This is a genomic window from Caballeronia sp. LZ001, from assembly GCF_031450875.1.
Classification (GTDB): domain Bacteria; phylum Pseudomonadota; class Gammaproteobacteria; order Burkholderiales; family Burkholderiaceae; genus Caballeronia.
In genome coordinates this window covers 1,854,076-1,872,429 of sequence record NZ_JARTVX010000004.1, presented here as the reverse complement: position 1 = coordinate 1,872,429, position 18,354 = coordinate 1,854,076, and the positions used below count along the sequence as shown (strand labels likewise).

Below are 18,354 nucleotides of genomic sequence, written 5' to 3'. Positions count from 1 at the left end.
GTCAGTCCCTCAGACGCCGCGCGGCGAGCGAGCGCAGCGCACGATAAAAGACGGCAGCGATGATGAGCGCGGCGATCACGGCGGAAAACACCAGCAGCACCGGATGCGCGGACAAGGCCCAGCGCATGTAGTGCATGGGCGAAAGCTGGCCGACGTAATAGGCTTCGCCGTTGGACGTGACCGCGACCGTGCGGCCGTGAATCACCGCCATCGCGCCTTGAATGGATGGCAACAAGTCGTTGTCGAGCAGGGCGGCGGACAAATCCGCATCCGACTGTCCCGCCGCGCTGATGAGCGCCACCGCGCTGCGCCCGCTCTTCAACGGCGACTCGAAGCCGGTGAGAAGCGCGTCGCCGTTGGAGCTCACGAGCGACAGATCGGCGCGCGCCGGAGAACGTTCCGGGCCATGCTCGCCATGCCACCAGTCGACCAGCTTGAACGCGACATCGCTCAGCTGGAAGGTGCGCGCGTCGCCGTCGCCGGAAAAGGGCATGTTCTTCGCCCAGCGTTGCAGAAGCGGCTGGCGGCCCGGCGAGCCGAGGACCAGCAAGTCCTTGTCGGCGAAGCGGTCGACATCGTTCGCGCTCGTCACCGTGACGCCCGTGACCGGATAACCCGTCGACGCCCCCATGCGGCCCATCTCCAGCAGAAAGAGACTGTAGTCCGCCGAGTTCGGATCGTTCGGCAGCACGACCGCCGTCTGCGACAAGTCGGCCATGCGCGTGAACGGGAAACCGCCGTTGGCGAACGCGGCCAGATCGGGCAGCGCCATGTAATGCGGGAAGCTCGAAAGATCGATGGTCGAATTCGGATCGATGGCGCCGACGACGTTATCGAGCAGACGGCCGGTGCATTCGCCGGTCTTCGGAATGTCGTAGTAAAAGTGCATGCGCAACTGCGCGCGCGGCGAGATCAGAAGCGGCGGCAGATAAACCTCGCGGCGCGCGGCCACGGTCTTGTCCGGCATCACGCGGCTGAAGTACTGGCCGAGATCGAACGTCGAAGTCGATACCGCCGGGATGCGCAGCGACTGCACGAAGCCATTGTTCACGCTGATATTGAGCGACGAACGGTCCGGCGCCGGACGCACGGTGTAGCGATAGCTCAGATCGACCGGCACGCCCTTGGTCTGCCACATGAAGAGATCAGGCGGCACACGCAGGTTCACGCGCACGGCGTCGGCGTCGTAACCGCGCGCGGTCAGATCCTGCGCTTCGGCCAATTCACCGAAACGCACGGCGCGGTCGGACGGCAGCCAGTTCGGCGCATCGTAGGGGCGGCGCGGTTGCAGATCGGCGAATTGCGTGATCGTCGCGCTCGTGCCGGAGAACGCGTTGCGACCGACACCCAGCGCTTTCGCGGCGGTCTTCAACTCGTTGTCGTCGCGTCCCATCACGAGCAGCAAGCGGCCGCGCGCGGCGGCATCGCGTTCGACGACCGCAATGGTCGGACCGGAAACCGGCGGCAGATCGACGCCCGCGATTTTCGTATCGCCGGTGGCAAACACGACGGCGTTGCCCGCGAGCGGGACGTTATCGGACTGTGCCGGGAAGATCGCGCCGCGATAGCCCGCGAGCGAGCCGAAGTACGACGCCACGGTGCCCGCCGCTTCGAGCGCGGGCAGGCTCGGCTTGCCCGCGAAGACAAACGGCAGTTCCAGGCGACGCACGTCGCGCCGGTCGAAGAACGGCGCGGGCAGCGCGGCGAGATCGGGCTTGCTGGCAAGCGACGCATAAGTGAGATCGAGCGAACTCGCGTTGCTGACCGTCGCCCACAGCGTCGAATTCGACGGGTCCTCGCACTGCTGCGTGTAATGGCCGATCAGCTGAACGTTGAGGTGATTGAACTCGGTGATGAAGCGCGGATCGATGGCGATATCGCGCGCCACGAGCGTGCCGGCCTGATCGCGCGGCACGGGCAGGGTCGCCGCGACTTCGCCGTTGACGAGCACCTTCAATTGCGAGATGGACGGCAACAGCGACGGCGAATAGCTATAGATCAGATGCAGGACCGCGGCCGTCACGACTTCGTCGCCGCGCACGGAAAACGCCACGCCGTTCTGGCCATCGGTGCCGCGCATTTGCAGCGGGTCCTGCGCGCCGAGGTCCACGAAGGTAAGCGTCTGACGACGGCCGCCGGGAACGAGCGTGCCCGGATCGGCGGTAGTCGGAAGACGCGCGGCGAGCGGCGAGGACGGCTTGCCGGAGAACGCGGGAACCGGCATGGCGAGCGCGGGCTGGACGATCGTCGCGGAGTTGTAGATCACGGCCGGGCTTGGCGCGGGCACGCTGCCGACGCCGGTGGCCTGCTGCGTCGGCGCACCGTTGGCCGCGACGGCATCCGCCGCTGCCGCGATGGACGCGAGCAGGGCCGGCAAGCGCGGTCTGCAGTGCCGCGAGGAACGCCAGCGCCCGCACCAGCGGGCGTTCGCAAAAACGCGGCGCGCGCTCGCCCGCATCGTGATCAACACGCAACTTCGCCATGCCGGTGCCTTTATTGGTCTTTGGTGTTCAGCTTCTTCATGTCGACTGAACGCTTGCTCGTCCAGGTCCGAAGGTCGCTGTAGAGATGCTCGAAAAGCCCCGCGATACCGCGCGTGCCTACCAGCAGCACGTGCGAAAGGCCGCGCAGCGGCGTATCGGGGCGGCGTCCTTCGGACCAGCCGGTCCACGCGTCCGCGCGCGCAAAAGTGGTTTTCACGAAGTCGTATTCCTGCTCGCGCGTGAGTTGCGAGAAGCGCAGGCCAACGCGGCCCTTCGCCGTGAAGCCGACCGTGGCCGGGAATGCGTATTCCTCGTCGCCTCGAAAGAGCGAGACGGTGACGCGTTCGTGCATCGGCACTTCGATGTCGTTCGGCAGCTTTACGCCGACGCCGCCTTCCGAATAGTCGATGGTCTCGCAAGCCAGCGTGCGCCCCGTCGAGAACTTGAGCATGACGGGCATCTTCATCGTCACGCGATGCGTGCTGCGCACCTGACGCCGCTCGCTAGCCGCCGCCACGCTCGCGCCGAGAATCAGCATGTTGTAGACGGTCCAGCAGAGATTCAGCACGGTGGTCTGCACTTCGCTGCGGATATGCCAGTTGATGACGATATGCACCACGCCCGCGATGAAGCCGAGCAGGTTCAGCAGCAACAAGAACAGATACGGACGCGAGATGCCCCAGTCGAAGTAATCCTTCGCGATCTGGCCGCCCTTGGCCGTGACGTTGAACTTGCCGAGCTTCGGGTTGATGACGGCCAGCAGCGTCGGCGCCGTGATGTACGACGCCAGCACCGACTCATACACTTCGGCCCAGAACGAATGGCGGAACGAACGCTGCATGCGCGAATTGGTGATGCTCGCGTGCATCATGTGCGGCAGCGCGAAGATGGCGATGGTGCCCGCCGCCGCCTCGATCACGTGCGCGCCGAAGAACAGATACGAGAGCGGCGCGGTAAGGAACACGAGACGCGGCACGCCATAGAAAAAGTGCAGCATGCCATTGAGATAACACAGCCGCTGGCCGAGCTTCAAGCCCTTGCCGGTGAGCGGATTGTCGATCCGGAAAATCTGCGTCATGCCGCGCGCCCAGCGAATGCGCTGACCGATGTGGCCCGAAAGACTTTCCGTGGCGAGTCCGGCTGCCTGCGGAATCGCGAGATACGCCGTGGTATAGCCCAGCCGATGCAGCTTGAGCGCGGTATGCGCGTCTTCCGTCACGGTCTCGACCGCAATGCCGCCGATCTCTTCGACCATCGAGCGGCGCAGCACGGCGCACGAGCCGCAGAAGAACGTCGCGTTCCACAGGTCGTTGCCGTCCTGCACGAGACCGTAGAACAGTTCGCCTTCGTTCGGCACCTTGCGGAACGTGCCGAGATTGCGCTCGAACGGATCGGGCGAGAAGAAATGGTGCGGCGTCTGCAGCATCGACATGAGCTTGTCGCGCAAAAACCAGCCGAGGCAGATTTGCAGGAACGAGCGCGTCGGAATGTGATCGCAATCGAAGATGGCGAGGTATTCGCCCTTCGTGATCTTGAGCGCTTCGTTGATGTTGCCGGCCTTCGCGTGGCGGTTATGCGTGCGGATCGTCCAGTTGACGCCCACTTCCTCGCAGAACGCCTTGAACTCGGGACGGCGGCCGTCGTCGAGCACGTGGATCGCGATCTTGTCGGTCGGATAGTCGAGCGCGAGCGCCGCGTAGATGGTCGGCTTCACCACCGAAAGCGGTTCGTTATAAGTCGGAATGAAGACGTCGACGGTCGGCCAGTCGTTGCGATCGGCGGGCAGCGGCAGCGGCTTGCGCTTGAGCGGCCATGCGGTCTGGAAGTAGCCGAGCAGCAGCACGAGCGTGGCGTAGACCTCGGCTGCGACGAGCAACAGGCCCCACGCGGCGTCGAGCGGACGCTCCCAGTAGGTCGTCTCGGTCAGACGCCAGAACATGTAGCGTCCCGACGATACGACCGACAACATGATCATGACGAGCGTCGCGTACTGGCCTTGCAGACGCCGGAAGCCGAGCGCGCAGGCAAAGCAAACGGTTGCGAAAGCGAGCTGCTGACCGAACGCGAGCGGCACCGTCACCACGAAGTAGAGCGAGAACAGCGCGAACAGCGTGAGCAACACCGTGAGGATGCGGCTGCCCCAGATGCGCGCATCGACGAAACGTTCCAGCCGCGACGTGGCGACGCTGACTTCCGTTTCCTGCGAGGGAATCTTGGCGGAGCTCATGCGACGTTCCTCGAAGCGGCCATGGAATCGACGGTGGCGAGAAGCCAGTCGCCGCACGCGCGCAAATCGGCGGCGGCTTGCGAGAGCGGGTCGTAGTGGATGAGTGTCGTGTCGCACGCAAGCGACTCGGAGACGCCTTCGTCCTGATGGATCACGCCCGGAAAGAGCTTCGTGCCGAGCATGTTGCGCAAGACCTTGAGCACGTCCTTGCTCAACTGGCGCGATTGGTCAACCTGATTCACCACGTAGCCCTGTCCGCCGAAGTCCTGACGCGGCGCGGCGTAGGCGTCGATCATGCGCTCCATGCCGGGAATCGCGGCGTAGGAAGCGGCATCCGCGAGCACGACGTTGAGCGCGAAGTTCGCGGCGCACAGCGCGGTGCGCGTATAGACCGACGAGCCCGGCGGGGTATCGACGATAACGATGTCGTTGATATCGAGCGCAAGCGATTCGAGCGAGCGCGCGAGCCACGCGGGGTCCTGGTCGACGAGCGCCTCGAAGCGGCGGCGATCGTCTTCCAGCACCGCGCCGTAGGGCAGCACGGTGACGCCGTCGACGCCATCGAACATCACGGTCTGCCACGGGTCGCCCGCGAGCGTTGCACGCGAAATGCCGTCGATGCTGTCGAGCGGAATGCCGAAGTGCAAGCGCAGCGCGTTTTGCGGATCGAGATCGACGACGATCACGCGGCGATGGCGCGCGGCGAGCACCGAGGCGAGGTTCGCGGCGAGTGTGGTCTTGCCGACGCCGCCTTTCGCGGAAACTACCGTGATGACTTTCATGAGCGTGTGAGGCGGGCAGCGAAGAGGGCGCGGTTCGGCTGCGCGGCATCGGATGCGCCGGATGACGGGCTCGGTTGGCGCAGGCGGTCGAACATCGCGGTGAGCGAGCCTTCGGCGGCTTGCGGTGCTTGTGGCTCTTGTGGCTTGAAGAGCTTGCCGAGAATGGAAGGCGCGGTGCTTTCCTGTTCGCGCGGGCCGGTGCGGGTTTGCACAGCCGGGTCGAGCGCGGCGGGTATTTCGCGTGCGCGGAAGGTCGAGGCGCCTTCCTGAGCAAGGGAGTTCGAAGCGGTTTTGATGCTGCCGCTCGCTTCCGCCGCAAGAATGGCCGGAGGTGTCACGGCACCAGCGTTCCCCTGTTCAGACGCTAAGGGCGACGCCGAAAACCGCGCCGGCGCGCTCGGACGCGCAAAGACAGGCGCTGGAGCGGAATCGGGAATCGGTGCCGCGCTTTCGGGCTTCGCCTCGACGGCAACCGGCGCGGCGTCGGCGAGCGCCGAAAAGCGCAAGGCGCTCAGCGAATCGAGCGCGGCGGGCGGCGTGACGGGCGGAATCGTGCGGCGATGCGCACGCGCGAAAAGCGGCGGCTTGGCGCGATTGATCGGCATTGGCGTGGGCGCGGCCGTGGCACGGTCGGTATCCGCTTGTGCCGCAAACTCGCGCTTGTGCACCGGACTCGCCTGCACATCACGACGCGGCGCGATTTCCGGGATGGCCGGTTGCGCGAAATCGAGCGTGGCCAGGAGCGGCCAGCGCGTGCGGGCATTCCTGGCCTCGTTTTCGCGGCCGATTTCCTGGTAGTCGCCTGCATTGCCGCCGAAATGATCGAACAGCTTTTCGATGTCGCGTGATGTATTCATGTTGCCGCATCCTCGTCGTGCCTTGCGTCGAACTGGCCTGATGCAATATTTTTGGCGCTGTCCGTTGCATGGACAGTCGATATCGCCGTTGCCTTCCTATTTAACGGCGGTCGTTGAAATTGATTGAATCCTTGCAGCGCCGCTTCAGTTGCGTCGCTTATCTCGTTGCGGCGCGCGCGAGCCGGAACTCGACTGCACCCTCACTGCTCAATTCGCTTGCCTGGGAAATAGCAAGCCCTTGCGCGCCCAAACCGCTCAACCAGTGCTGATACGCGCCTTCGAGAAAAGCCGGTGTCCATGCAAGCGCGCTTTCTCCGAACGCCGGCAACGGCGCGCAGTAGTGAACGATGCTCAGATACTCGCGCTCGTCGGCTAATTCGACGAAGCCCCATTCCGAATCACGCCACAAAACATTCAGCGCGTGTGCGAGGTCGGCGGTCGAATCGCATTGAGGAAGCGGCCGGGCATCGGCGAATCGGCTGCCGACTCGATGCATCAACTGTCGAAGTTCCGCACGACCGATCTGCGCTTCGAACTCCTCGGCAAGCGCGCCAAGAAATCCACGCCATTGCCTGGAAATCGTGTGGTCGAAGAGGTAATCGAAAGTAGCTGACATGGTTGCCGTTCAGAATGGCCTAAGGGAGTCTGCAAGAATTCTTGCAATGTCGTCGGTTCTTTTTACCTGGAACGCTGCGACTGTTTAACTGCGCGAGAGAGCACCGATCCGGTGGTTTGTCCAGTCGATAACACACGTCTGAAGGTATCCCACTGGGTTTTTTTTCGCCAGTGGAAAGACTATCAGCGCATTTTTTTATCGCATTGAGCGAATAGGCATGCGATTGCGGCTTAGTTCGAGCATTCGAATAAACCTGCCCTTATTGACAAAATTTAGACAGGCTCGGGCGGAGGCCCGCCCGCTATGGCTCTGCGGTCGCGGACGCGAGAGTGTACCATCTTGTTAATATTATCAAACGACAAAAGTCAGGCCTGATTCATACGGATTGACAATCACAGGAATGGTTAATCCTCTTATTAATTGCGTTGAGACAAAATGCATCTTTTTGTCTGACATTAGTGTTTCGAGGCAATTAAAAATGTCTGTAGATTGAATTGATTTCGGTCAATGTGACCGATTACGACGCGGCTCAACGCAAGCCTCTAAGGCGCAACAGGCGAAAAAAAACGCCCCGAGCGGGGCGTTTTTTTCTTGGCCAATCAACGATCACGGATTTGCGCGCACTGCGTCTCGAACTGCATCCATGACGATGCCGTAGTCGAGCGGAATGTCTAGCGCATCGGAATAACCGTTTTCGTCGGCGGACTCTTCGGGCGCGGCACTGACCGGAAGCGACTCGTAGGCGGTTTCGCCAGACGGATTGTCGCGTCCTTCGATGGCACCCTGTAATTGCGGATTCTTCACGATTAACTCCTTCCGGTAATGGAGCGGCGAGGAAATGCAATATAAACCAATGACATGACAAATTGACGAATCGATGGAAGCTCTCGATGAGCGTGCTTCGCGCGGTGCGCCGATGACCGCTGCAGTTGCATGTTCCCAAGAGCACGGGGCCCTACAGTGTAAGGGCGACGCGCTCGTGTGAATGTGCGTTCTGATTATGACGAAGCATGTTCTGAATTGTCTTGCAAATCTGTTTTTCGGCTCGAAACTTGCGTCCTTTTTAGCGAGAAAAATGTAGCTAAACACGCGGCGAAAAACGAGATCGCCGTGTGACGCGACTATGATGAAGAATCGTTGCGAAACGCCTTGCGAATGAGCGATTTATTGCGAAGTGGGGTAAGTTAAACGCAGGCTCGATCGCCGGCGAAAGCGGTGTCACAAAGGAGAACCAACAATGAGCAAAATAGCGATCATTGGCGCGACCGGACATGCCGGCAGCAAGTTGCTGGAGGAAGCGTTGCGGCGCGGACACACGGTGACGGCGCTTGAACGCAACACGTCGGAGATCGCCAAGCGTCCTGAAGTCACCGCGAAGAATGTAGACGCATCGGATGCGGCCGCGCTAAGCGAAGCCGTCGCCGGTCACGATGCCGTCTTCAGCGCCGCGCATTTCGCTTCATTGTCGGAGAGTGCGATCACCGAGCCGCTTCGACGCGCGGGCGTCAGGCGCTTGCTCGTGGTGGGCGGCGCGGCGAGCCTTTATGTCGGGCCAGGCCAGCGCGTGTTGGATCTGCCCGATTTCCCGGAAATGTACCGTTCAGAGGCAGCCGCGGGCGCGGCATTTCTCGACGCGCTGCGTCGCGAGCGCGAACTCGAATGGACGTTCGTTTCACCGTCGGCGGAATTCGTCGACGGTCCGCGCACGCGCAAATTCCGTATCGGCGTGGACGAATTGCTCGTCGATAACAATGGCCGAAGCTGGATCTCTTTCGCTGACTTTGCCATCGCGTTTCTCGATGAATTCGAGAGCGGAGCGCATATCAAGCAGCGTTTCACCGTCGGTTACTGACAGCAACCAATAGACGCAAGGCGGCAACGATCCCGACACCCTGGGGTGCCGGAACCCGTCGCCGTCGTCGCTGCGCGACCGAGCGGTCAGCTTAGTCGTGCACGTCGCATTCGACTTCCTCGCTGTTGGCCGGCATGGCTGCGGCGAGAATCATCGCGGAGGCATTCTGCGGTTTCGGATCGCGCTGTGACGGGCGATACACCTGATCGCCGCGATGAATCGGCATCCCCGAGAGCGAGCAGATGCCTTCGGCGCTCGCCGTCGTCGCGCGCCAACCTTGATAACCATAGTGGCAGGTACCTGGGTCCGACCAGTAGACGAGCGCCGTCGCGCTGGACGGCCGCTCGATCACGCGCACGACTGCCTGTGGGAAAGGCAGGCGGTCATCCGACGGGCGCGGATGCGGGTGCGCGCGGTTCCAGTCGCGCGTCAGGCGGTCGAGGAAACTATCTTCGATACGCGCGGTTTTTTGCGAGGGGCTGGTGTGGGCGGCGTCATGCGGCGCGGCCTCGAGCAGGTGAACCGTCTGTGACCACGGGTCTGCAATTTTCGAAAAAGCTGTCATGGCATTGTTCCAGGCTTTGACTCGACCTAGAACGTACGCTATTAAGCATATTCCGATAAATAGTGCATCGGTGAAAACACTGTCCCGTTGCCGCGAATAATCGCGCGCTGGCGAAGCGAAGGCTTGCTGGATATGGGTTTGAGCGCCGGACGTTTGCGATCGCGGACCGCCGGTATTGTACGATCGTTTTCCGAAGTGGCGGCCTTGGCGGCTTAATTGGCCGACATAGCAATGAGGCAAGCGGGTAAGCGGGCGCTTTACGCGTCCTTCGTCCCGGAAGCGACGATGCGCCGGGCACGCGCTTCCACGCGTCGCGCTAAATGCGAATCTGCCGGAAAGCGACAGCTTTATCTGACGGTCGGCGAAGCGTCAACACGCCGGAAGTGGCCATCTTTGGGTCTGTGGCGTGGCGCAATGAAGCCGGCGTGGGACGCAAGCAGTGCGTGCCGCGTCTCACGTTGCCGTTGTCGCTGTCGCACGACCATCGTGTCACATTTTCACGCGCGCTGTGAGTCAGTTGCCGCGCGATGAATGAAGTATCTACAAGCAGCGCCTCGGCGGAAAGGCGTTCAGCGTTAGCAAACTGCATGTCGTTCGGCGGTCGCGGGCCCAATCGAAGGCGCAGCCCGCAAGCGCCTCACGCCAACCGTGGGCACGCTTGCGGACTGGCGTAGCAGCGAAAACATTGCGGATAAAGCGTCGACATTCATAGAAGCACACCGAACTCTCGCTTATCGCCGACCGAAACCTGAAAATACGGAGTTCGGCGATATCGCATTGCAGTGCTTTTCGCGGCCGAGGCCCCACTCGAAGCCTCAGCCGGTAATGCTTTGCCTCGATCTGGCGAGCCATCTCGGACCGCTTGCAGATCATCACTCCGCAACCGCACGCGCCGCCGCACGACCCCGCAACCACTCCAGCGCCAGCAATAAACTCGTCGAAAACACGATCAGAATCGTGGCCAACGCGGCGATCGTCGGGCTGATGTTCTCGCGGATGCCCGTGAACATCTGACGCGGTAGCGTCGTCTGATCGGCGCCAGCGAGAAACAGCGTGACGACCACTTCATCGAACGATGTCGCGAACGCGAACAACGCACCCGAAATCACGCCCGGCGCAATGACCGGCAGCGTCACGCGAAAAAACGTCCGCAGCGGACTTGCGCCAAGCGACTGACTCGCCCGCACGAGATTCATGTTGAAGTTTTGCAAGGTCGCCGCAACCGTGGTCACGACGAACGGCACGCCCAACGCCGCATGCGCCAGAATTAACCCAAAATATGTGTTGGCGATGCCGAGCGGCGCAAAGAACAAATACATGCCGACGCCGACGACGATCACCGGCACGATCATCGGCGAAATGAGGACGGCCATGAGCACGCTCTTGCCGGCGAAATTCGCCTTCGTCAATCCAACCGCCGCGAGCGTTCCAAGAATAGTCGCGACGAGCGTTGCCGAGGGCGCGACGATAAAGCTGTTCTTTGCCGCCATGCGCCACTCGTCCGACATGACGAGATTGTGATACCAGCGCATCGAATAGCCCGGAATGGGATAGACGAGAAACGTGCTCGACGAAAACGAAAGCGGCACGATGGCAAGTACCGGCAGAATTAGATAGAGCAACGTCAGCACGCAAATGATGCGCAAAGCGAAATACCAGATGCGCTCGATAGCGGACGTATGCGGCGCGAACATCGGTTTGGCGAGTTTCATGTCTTACCCCAGGCTTACGTTCGAGCGCGTGAATCGACCGTAGACGACATAAAGCACGAGCGTCGCGGCAAGCAGCAGCGCGCCGAGCGCGCAAGCCATGCCCCAGTTGATCGTTACGTTCGTGAAATACGCGATGTAGTAGCTGACCATCTGGTCGTTCGGCCCGCCGAGAAGCGCCGGCGTGATGTAGTAACCAATCGCCAAGATAAACACCAGCAGCACGCCGGCCCCGATGCCTGGATAAGTCTGCGGCACATACACGCGCCAGAACGCCGCGAACGGATGACTGCCGAGCGAAACAGCCGCGCGCTGATAAGTCGGCGGCACGGACTTCATCACGCTATAGAGCGGCAAGATCATGAAGGGCAGAAGAATGTGCGTCATCGAGATATAAACGCCCACGCGATTGAACAGCAGCGCGAGCGGCGAACCAATCAGCCCGCTCGCGAGCAGCGCCTTGTTGACGAGCCCTTCGCTTTGCAACAGCACGATCCACGCGGCGACACGCACCAGCACGGAGGTCCAGAACGGAATCAGCACGAGCACCATCACGAGATTGGCACGGCGCGCGGGCAGCGTGGAAATCCAGTACGCGAGCGGATAACCGAGCAGCAGCGCGAAAAACGTCACCGCGACGCCGATCACGAACGTGCGTCCAAAGACATTCAAATAGATGGATTGATCCGGACCTGCATGCTCGATGTCACCGAAACCGTCCTGCCGGTGATCCAGCGAAGCGAGCAAATAAAACGGCGAATATCGACCGGCGTTTTTCGCGATTGCCTGCCAATACGCGGGATCGTTCCAGCGCTCGTCGAGTTCGACGATCTTCGCGCGAATCTGCGGTGCGGCGAGCGACGTGCCGTCGTCTGCGGCGAGCGGCATCGCGCGGGCAGTTTTTGCAACCAGCGAGCGATAGCCCGGAATCTCGGTGTTGAGCCGGCGAGCGAGCGCGCCCATCGATTCGCCGTCCTGTATCGCGGTGAGATCTTGCGCGAGCGCGGCATAAGCGGCATCGGGCGGCGCGGTTTTGCGATCCCAGTTTGCGAGCGCCGCGCCCGTGTGCGGCAGCGCGTTCGCGACTTCGGGGTTCTGCACGGCGCGCGTGAGCAGCGCACCGATTGGCACCACGAAGATCAGGAACAGAAAAATGGCGAGCGGCGCAATCAGCGCGAGCGCCATTGCGCGCTTTTTCGCATCGACGAGCTTCAGTTCGCGCTTGAGTCGCGCGCTCGATTCGCGCGTGTCGTCCGCGGCGATCGTCAAGGTGTTCACGCTTTCTGTCTCCTATCCATGCAAAGGCTTGGCGTTGGCTGCGGTTCGCATTGCACGAAACGCAGCCGTGCTTTCACCAAAAAACGCTTACTTCGACGACCACGCCGTGAAGCGCTGTTCGAGCTCGTCGCCGTGATCGGTCCAGAACGCCATGTCCTGCAGCACGGCATTCTTCGCGTTGGCGGGCGAATTCGGCATGTCGGCCTGGATCTTCGGATCGAGCGCCGCGATGGCCGCCTTGTTCACCGGACCATAGGCGATGTTCTTCGCGTACGTTTCCTGCGGCTGCTGCGACACCGAATACGCGATGTACTGCGTCGCGACATCCTTGTTCGGCGATCCCTTCGGAATGGCCCAGTAATCGAGGTCGTAAATGCTGCCGTTCCAGACGACCTTCAGATTCTTGCCTTCCTTGCGCGCGGCATCGATACGTCCGTTATAGGCCGTCGACATCACGACATCGCCCGCGACGAGGAATTGCGGCGGCTGCGCGCCCGCTTCCCACCACTGGATATTCGGCTTCAGTTCTTCGAGCTTCTTGAACGCACGATCGGCGCCGGCTTTCGTGCCGAGCACCTTGTAGACATCCTTCGGCGGGACGCCGTCGGCCATCAGCGCGAATTCGAGGTTGTAGCGCGCACCCTTGCGCATGCCGCGTTTGCCGGGGAATTTCTTCGTGTCCCAGAAGTCTGCCCAGCCGCGGCGCGCCCTTGAGCTTGTCGGCGTTATAGGCGAGCGCCGTCGACCAGACGAAGAAGCCGGCTCCGCAAGTTTGCGGCGATTCGGTGACGAGTTCCGACTTCTTAGCGATCTTCGACCAGTCCAGCTTTTCGTAGAGACCTTCGTCGCAGCCGCGTCCCAGATCGCCCGATTCGACTTCGACGACATCCCAGTTGACGTGCTTCGCTTCGACCATCGCTTTGACCTTGGCCTGCTCGCCGTTGTATTCGACGGCCGTGACCTTGTTACTCGATGATTTTTCGTAAGGCTGATTGAATGCGGCCTTTTGCGCATCGCCGTTCGCGCCGCCGAAATTGACGACGGTCAGTTCCGCCGCGAATGCGGATGCGCCCGACATGCACACGAGCGCCGCCGACGCCATGGAGCACAGTGCGAACTTCTTCATGGTGGTTTCCTCTCTTCCTTTTTGGCTTGGTGTTAGCAGTGGACTTGCGAGTAGACAAAGCAAAAGCGATGAAGCGCGCCGCTTTAGGCAAACACGCGCAAATGCTCGGGAGCGAATTCAAGCGCGACGGGCGCGCCGGGCGTGAAGGTATCGAGCAACGCATTGCCGAGTGGCACTTTCACGAAGCATTCGTCCTGTTCGCGCACGCCGCAGCGCATGCGTACGTGATCGCCGAAATAGATGAGGCTCTTGGCCTCGCCAGCGAGCGCGTTATGTGTCGCATGGTTCTGTTCGCGGATGGCCGCGAGCTTCATGCGCTCCGGCCGGATGCAGGCAATAGCCGACGCACCCGCCTTCGCCTTCGCGACATTCAGCCCGGAAAGCCGCGTGCCGTCGGCTAGGCGGATATCGCAGAACTCGCCTTGTGTTTGCTCGATGGTGCCGCGCAAGCGGTTGCTATCGCCGATGAAGTTGGCGACGAACTCGTTGCACGGCGCTTCGTAGAGATGGTCCACGGTATCGAGTTGCTGCACGATGCCTTTGTCGAATACCGCGACGCGGTCCGACATGGTGAGCGCTTCGCCCTGATCGTGCGTGACATATACGAAGGTCACGCCGAGCTTCTCGTGCAACGACTTCAGTTCGTACTGCATGTGCTCGCGCAGTTGCTTGTCGAGCGCGCCGAGCGGCTCGTCCATCAGCACGAGCTTGGGCTCGAATACGAGCGCGCGCGCGAGCGCGATGCGCTGCTGCTGACCGCCCGACAATTGCGCCGGGTAACGTTTCGCGAAGCTCTCCATGCGCACCATCCTGAGTGCGTTGTCGACGCGATGCGCGCGTTCCTCGGCGGACATCTTGCGAACCGTCAGCGGATATTCCACGTTCTGCTGCACGGAAAGATGTGGAAACAAGGCGTAGTTCTGAAACACCATGCCGATGTCGCGCTTATGCGGCGGCACCTTGTTGAGCAACTTGCCGTCTAGCCAGATCTCGCCGCCAGTCGGGAATTCGAAGCCAGCGAGCATCATCAGGCAAGTGGTCTTGCCCGAACCCGATGGCCCGAGCAGCGTGAGGAATTCGCCCTGGTAGATGTCGAGGTCGAGCGATTTGACGACTAGGGTTTCCCCGTCATAAGTCTTTCTAACGCCGCGAAAACTGACGATCACCTGATCGGATTTCATCTTCCGTGTCTCCTTCGGAAATCGATGCGTTGTAGCTGGGAGCGGCCTGTATGAAGCCTCTACGGCGCCTGACCGGCGCCTTTGCGGCGCTCGGAAATTCTTCCACTGCCTGCGATGACTATAGCCCGTGACGGTTCTACAATGTGGAGCCATTTCAATATTCAACTTGGAACCACTTTGCCTTCTGGCGAGGTTCCTGAGGGCTCGGGGAAATTCATGGATACCATCATCCTCGCGGACTGGCTGAGTACGCGACTCGTCGAACGCTCGCAGGCGGAGCCGATGTACCGGCAGATGCTGGAACTCATGCAGCAGGCCATCCTGACCGGTCAACTTGCGCCCGGCACCAAGCTGCCGAGTTCGCGCATGCTGGCAAGCGATCTCGGCATCGCGCGCAATACCGTGCTGCACGTGTACGACCAGTTGACGGCCGAAGGCTATGTCACGTCGACGACCGGCAGCGGCACCTATGTGGCCGATACGGCGCCGCGCGAACGCGCCGCTGCGAAGCCGGGCGCCAAGTCGAGCGCCGACGCCGCTCAGAAGCCCTGCGCGATTTCGCAACGCGGCGCGCGCTTGATCTCGCAGGCGGGGGTATCGCCGAAACAGTGGGGCGCGTTCATGCCCGGCGTGCCCGATGTACGCGAGTTTCCCGCGCAAACTTGGAGCCGCTTGCAAGCGCGGCTCTGGAAGCGCGCGAATCCCGATTTGCTGACCTATGCGCCCGGCGGCGGCTACCGGCCGCTGCGGCGCGCGTTGTCGGACTATTTGCGTGTCGCGCGCTCGGTCAAGTGCTCGCCCGATCAGATCATCATCACGACGGGCATCCATCAGTCGATCGATCTGACCGTGCGTCTGCTCACCGATTTCGGCGACCGCGCGTGGGTCGAAGAACCGTGTTACTGGGGCGTGCGAAGCGTCCTGCAGTCGTCCGGGCTGTTGCTCGTGCCCGTGCCCGTCGATGACGAAGGCTTGAATCCGAACGCGCGTGACATGGCCACGCCGCCGCGTATCGCGCTGGTTACGCCTTCGCATCAGTATCCGCTCGGCATGGTGATGAGTCTCGCGCGGCGTCGCGCTTTGCTCGAGTTCGCGCGGCAACATGGCACGTGGATCATCGAGGACGATTACGACAGCGAGTTTCGCTATGGCAGCCGGCCGCTTTCGTCGCTGCAGGGACTCGACGACGCCGGACAGGTGATCTATGTCGGCAGTCTCGGCAAGATGCTGTTCCCCGGTTTGCGCATGGGCTATATGGTGGTGCCGGAAAATCTCGTCGATACGTTTCGCACGGGCGTCGCGGAGCTGTATCGCGAAGGGCAACTGATGCAGCAGGCCGTGCTCACCGAATTCATTCTCGACGGGCATCTCACCTCGCACGTGCGGCGCATGCGCGGGCTATACGGCGAACGAAGGGAATTGCTCATCAACGCCATTCGCGCGCGGTTCGGCAATACGCTCGCGGTGCACGGCGATCAAGCCGGACTGCACTTCGTCCTGGGCATGCCGGAACACGTCGACGACCGCGAAATCACGCGTCACGCAATGACGGCGGGCGTGGTGACACGGCCGCTAGCCAATTACTACATGAACGCGGATGCCGCGCGTTCCGGTCTCATGCTCGGCTACGCGTGCGTGCCGAACGATGAGATCGCGCCCGCGTTTGCGAAGCTCGCCGAATCGATCGAGATGGCGCTCTCGCTGGCGATGCAGCTGTGATGACGGCTCGTTGGCACCATTGCGCCGCGTTACCGCGGCGGGGCGGTCAAGATAACTGCTGAAGCGCAATCGAAGCAGGCGAGCGCCTTGCATGCCGTCGGATGTTCGCTGACTAAAGTCACGTCGAAGATAGCTGCTGCTTGCGTCAGGCAGCATTTATCGCATCACTAACTATTCCCTGACAAATTAGGAAAAATCGAGTGCCGTTTCTCGACTGTCTCGATTATCGTTGCGCTTCGCATTTCAACCAGACGAGATAAACGTAGCGCGCAAGCGGATGTCTATCTGTAGCAAACCTGGAAGCCGAGATGCGGCATTTGGGCGTCAAGTTCGAGGAGTGGGCGACCGCCTTTCGCGGCCGAACGTTCAGCTTGATCTGACGACCCATCCTTGTCAATTTTTATAAGCACATCCAAATGAAAAAATCCTTGATCTCGGCGATGGTCGCCGCAGCACTGGGCCTCGTAGCAAGCGCCGCGTTCGCGTCGGACGGCACCATCACGTTCAATGGCGCGCTGACGGCCACGACCTGCACGATCAACGGCAACGGCACCAGCAGCAAGGACTTCACGGTCACGCTGCCGACCGTTTCCACCTCGACCCTGACGGCATCGGGCCAGACGGCCGGCACGACTTCGTACAACATCGCGTTGACGGGTTGCGCGCCGGTTACGGCAACGAGCGAAGCGGGCGTGTTCTATGAAGCCGGTGCAACGGTCGATGCGAACGATGGCCGCCTGATCGTGGCCACGGGCGGCGCAGGCAACGTCAAGCTGCAACTCTTGAACGCCGATGGTTCGATGATCAAGGCAGGCTACTCGCGTGAGCTGCAGAACGTGAAGTCGGCCGACATCTCCAGCGGCGCGGCATCGCTCAGCTATCAAGTTCAGTATTACGCGACGGGCGCGACGACCGCTGGCGCAGCCAACTCGTCCGTGATCTACAGCATCGACTACATGTGATCTTGCGGTAGTGGAACGGGGTCTTCGGCGCGATCATCGGTTGAAGACCCGTACATATGCGGGCGCGAGCCCGCTTTATCTTTACACTCGCGCTCCGTTTCGGGCATTACGTCAACATGAAAGTGGCAAAGAGACTCATAACGACCGCGGCATTTATCGTCGCGATGCAAGGGTTCATTCCTACCGCGAATGCGTCGGTGGTGATTGCCGGCACGCGGGTCGTCTTCAATCAAAGCGATTCCGAAGTCACGGTGAAGCTGACCAACAACGGCAAGCTTCCCGGCCTGACCAAGGTGTGGATGGACAAGGGCGATCCGAATATCAAGCCGGACGCCATCGACGTGCCGTTCACCATCACGCCGCCGATCATGCGTATCGATCCGAGTAAATCGCAGACCTTGCGGATCATGTCGACGGGCGAGCCTTTGCCTGCGGACAAGGAGAGCATCTTCTATTTGAACGTGCTCGAAGTGCCGCCGAAACCCACGGGCGACGAAGCGAGCGCGAACCAGCTGCAGCTTGCATTTCGCACGCGCATCAAGTTTTTCTATCGCCCGAGCGGCCTCAAAGGCCAGGCAACGGACGCGCCAGGACAGATCGTGTGGCATCTCAAACACGATGGCGGCAAGAACTCGATCGAGGCGAGTAACCCCACGCAGTATCACGTGTCGTTCGACCGCGTGCAGGTTAGCAACGGCGCGAGTGCATCGGAGTTCACTGACGGCGGCATGGTAGGCCCGGGCGAAAGCAGGGCTTTCCCGCTCAAGGGCGAGGTGCCCGCGAACAGCACGAAGATTCGCTATACCGCGATCAACGACTACGGCGGCCCGCAGGACGGCGATGCCAGTTTGGCGCCCTGAGTCATTCGCAGGCTTTTCGGCGGGCCTGCCCAGCAGGCCGATTCCCCGCGATAGCGCAGCGTTGCGCTGAACGTCGCCATCACTCGTTAAGGATGAACTCGGAGCATGCCGCATAGCGTGCCGAGTCACGCTGTTGC

The 18,354-nt window shown here is 61.5% G+C and carries 14 protein-coding genes and 2 pseudogenes; 5 read left to right on the top strand and 11 right to left on the bottom strand.

Annotation, left to right across the window (positions count from 1 at the left end):
- Window position 1: 1 nt before the first annotated feature.
- The 6 genes and pseudogenes from bcsB to P9292_RS19475 all read right to left on the bottom strand — a co-directional run bounded on the left by bcsB (window position 2) and on the right by P9292_RS19475 (window position 7,769).
- A pseudogene (bcsB, locus tag P9292_RS19500) lies at window positions 2-2,483 on the bottom strand (cellulose biosynthesis cyclic di-GMP-binding regulatory protein BcsB).
- A gap of 10 nt (window positions 2,484-2,493) precedes the next feature.
- Window positions 2,494-4,710 (bottom strand): UDP-forming cellulose synthase catalytic subunit, encoded by a 2,217-nt coding sequence (gene bcsA, locus P9292_RS19495; RefSeq protein ID WP_244828583.1) that lies wholly within the window; start codon window positions 4,708-4,710, stop codon window positions 2,494-2,496.
- Entirely contained in the window at window positions 4,707-5,492 is a 786-nt protein-coding gene (gene bcsQ / locus P9292_RS19490) for a cellulose biosynthesis protein BcsQ (RefSeq protein ID WP_309960850.1), read from the bottom strand. Before bcsQ ends, bcsA begins: the two co-directional genes overlap by 4 nt.
- Window positions 5,489-6,349 (bottom strand): cellulose biosynthesis protein BcsP, encoded by an 861-nt coding sequence (gene bcsP / locus P9292_RS19485; RefSeq protein WP_309960848.1) that lies wholly within the window; start codon window positions 6,347-6,349, stop codon window positions 5,489-5,491. The genes bcsQ and bcsP overlap by 4 nt, the downstream gene beginning before the upstream one ends.
- 157 nt (window positions 6,350-6,506) lie before the next feature.
- Window positions 6,507-6,965 carry a cellulose biosynthesis protein BcsD gene (gene bcsD, locus P9292_RS19480; RefSeq protein WP_309849447.1) on the bottom strand — a complete coding sequence of 153 codons (459 nt, stop codon included), beginning with the start codon at window positions 6,963-6,965 and terminating at the stop codon, window positions 6,507-6,509.
- Window positions 6,966-7,571: 606 nt separating this feature from the next.
- Window positions 7,572-7,769, bottom strand: coding sequence for a hypothetical protein (locus P9292_RS19475; protein WP_244828575.1), 198 nt, complete (start codon window positions 7,767-7,769; stop codon window positions 7,572-7,574).
- A gap of 433 nt (window positions 7,770-8,202) precedes the next feature.
- Here P9292_RS19475 and P9292_RS19470 point away from each other — a divergent pair, with 433 nt between their 5' ends.
- Window positions 8,203-8,817, top strand: a complete 615-nt coding sequence (locus tag P9292_RS19470) for an NAD(P)-dependent oxidoreductase (RefSeq protein WP_309960846.1) — start codon at window positions 8,203-8,205, stop codon at window positions 8,815-8,817.
- 91 nt (window positions 8,818-8,908) lie between these two features.
- Here P9292_RS19470 and P9292_RS19465 read toward each other — a convergent pair whose 3' ends face one another.
- Window positions 8,909-9,382, bottom strand: a complete 474-nt coding sequence (locus P9292_RS19465; RefSeq protein ID WP_250466687.1) for a DUF3331 domain-containing protein — start codon at window positions 9,380-9,382, stop codon at window positions 8,909-8,911.
- A gap of 320 nt (window positions 9,383-9,702) precedes the next feature.
- Between P9292_RS19465 and P9292_RS43200 the strand changes: the two genes are divergently transcribed.
- On the top strand, window positions 9,703-9,894 hold the full coding sequence (locus P9292_RS43200) for a 2-oxo acid dehydrogenase subunit E2 (RefSeq protein ID WP_409015178.1): 192 nt from the start codon (window positions 9,703-9,705) through the stop codon (window positions 9,892-9,894).
- 360 nt (window positions 9,895-10,254) lie between these two features.
- Here the strand turns inward: P9292_RS43200 and P9292_RS19455 are convergent, their stop codons facing one another.
- The 4 genes and pseudogenes from P9292_RS19455 to P9292_RS19440 form a co-directional block, all read right to left on the bottom strand.
- Window positions 10,255-11,094, bottom strand: a complete 840-nt coding sequence (locus P9292_RS19455) for an ABC transporter permease (RefSeq protein WP_309960844.1) — start codon at window positions 11,092-11,094, stop codon at window positions 10,255-10,257.
- 3 nt (window positions 11,095-11,097) lie between these two features.
- Entirely contained in the window at window positions 11,098-12,369 is a 1,272-nt protein-coding gene (locus P9292_RS19450; RefSeq protein ID WP_250526590.1) for an ABC transporter permease subunit, read from the bottom strand.
- 87 nt (window positions 12,370-12,456) lie between these two features.
- Window positions 12,457-13,471 (bottom strand): annotated as a pseudogene (locus P9292_RS19445) (extracellular solute-binding protein).
- A 107-nt stretch (window positions 13,472-13,578) separates the two neighbouring features.
- Complete coding sequence (locus P9292_RS19440) at window positions 13,579-14,676, bottom strand: ABC transporter ATP-binding protein (protein WP_250493222.1); 1,098 nt, start codon at window positions 14,674-14,676, stop codon at window positions 13,579-13,581.
- A gap of 216 nt (window positions 14,677-14,892) precedes the next feature.
- On the opposite strand from P9292_RS19440, the gene P9292_RS19435 reads away from it, so the two are divergent.
- The 3 genes from P9292_RS19435 to P9292_RS19425 all read left to right on the top strand — a co-directional run bounded on the left by P9292_RS19435 (window position 14,893) and on the right by P9292_RS19425 (window position 18,217).
- Window positions 14,893-16,395: a PLP-dependent aminotransferase family protein gene (locus P9292_RS19435; RefSeq protein ID WP_309960842.1), complete on the top strand. Its 1,503-nt coding sequence runs from the start codon at window positions 14,893-14,895 to the stop codon at window positions 16,393-16,395.
- A gap of 416 nt (window positions 16,396-16,811) precedes the next feature.
- The gene (locus P9292_RS19430; protein ID WP_309960840.1) at window positions 16,812-17,357 is read left to right on the top strand and encodes a fimbrial protein; all 546 of its coding nucleotides are present in this window, start codon (window positions 16,812-16,814) and stop codon (window positions 17,355-17,357) included.
- A gap of 116 nt (window positions 17,358-17,473) precedes the next feature.
- Window positions 17,474-18,217: a fimbria/pilus periplasmic chaperone gene (locus tag P9292_RS19425; protein WP_309960838.1), complete on the top strand. Its 744-nt coding sequence runs from the start codon at window positions 17,474-17,476 to the stop codon at window positions 18,215-18,217.
- The last annotated feature ends 137 nt before the right edge of the window (window positions 18,218-18,354 follow it).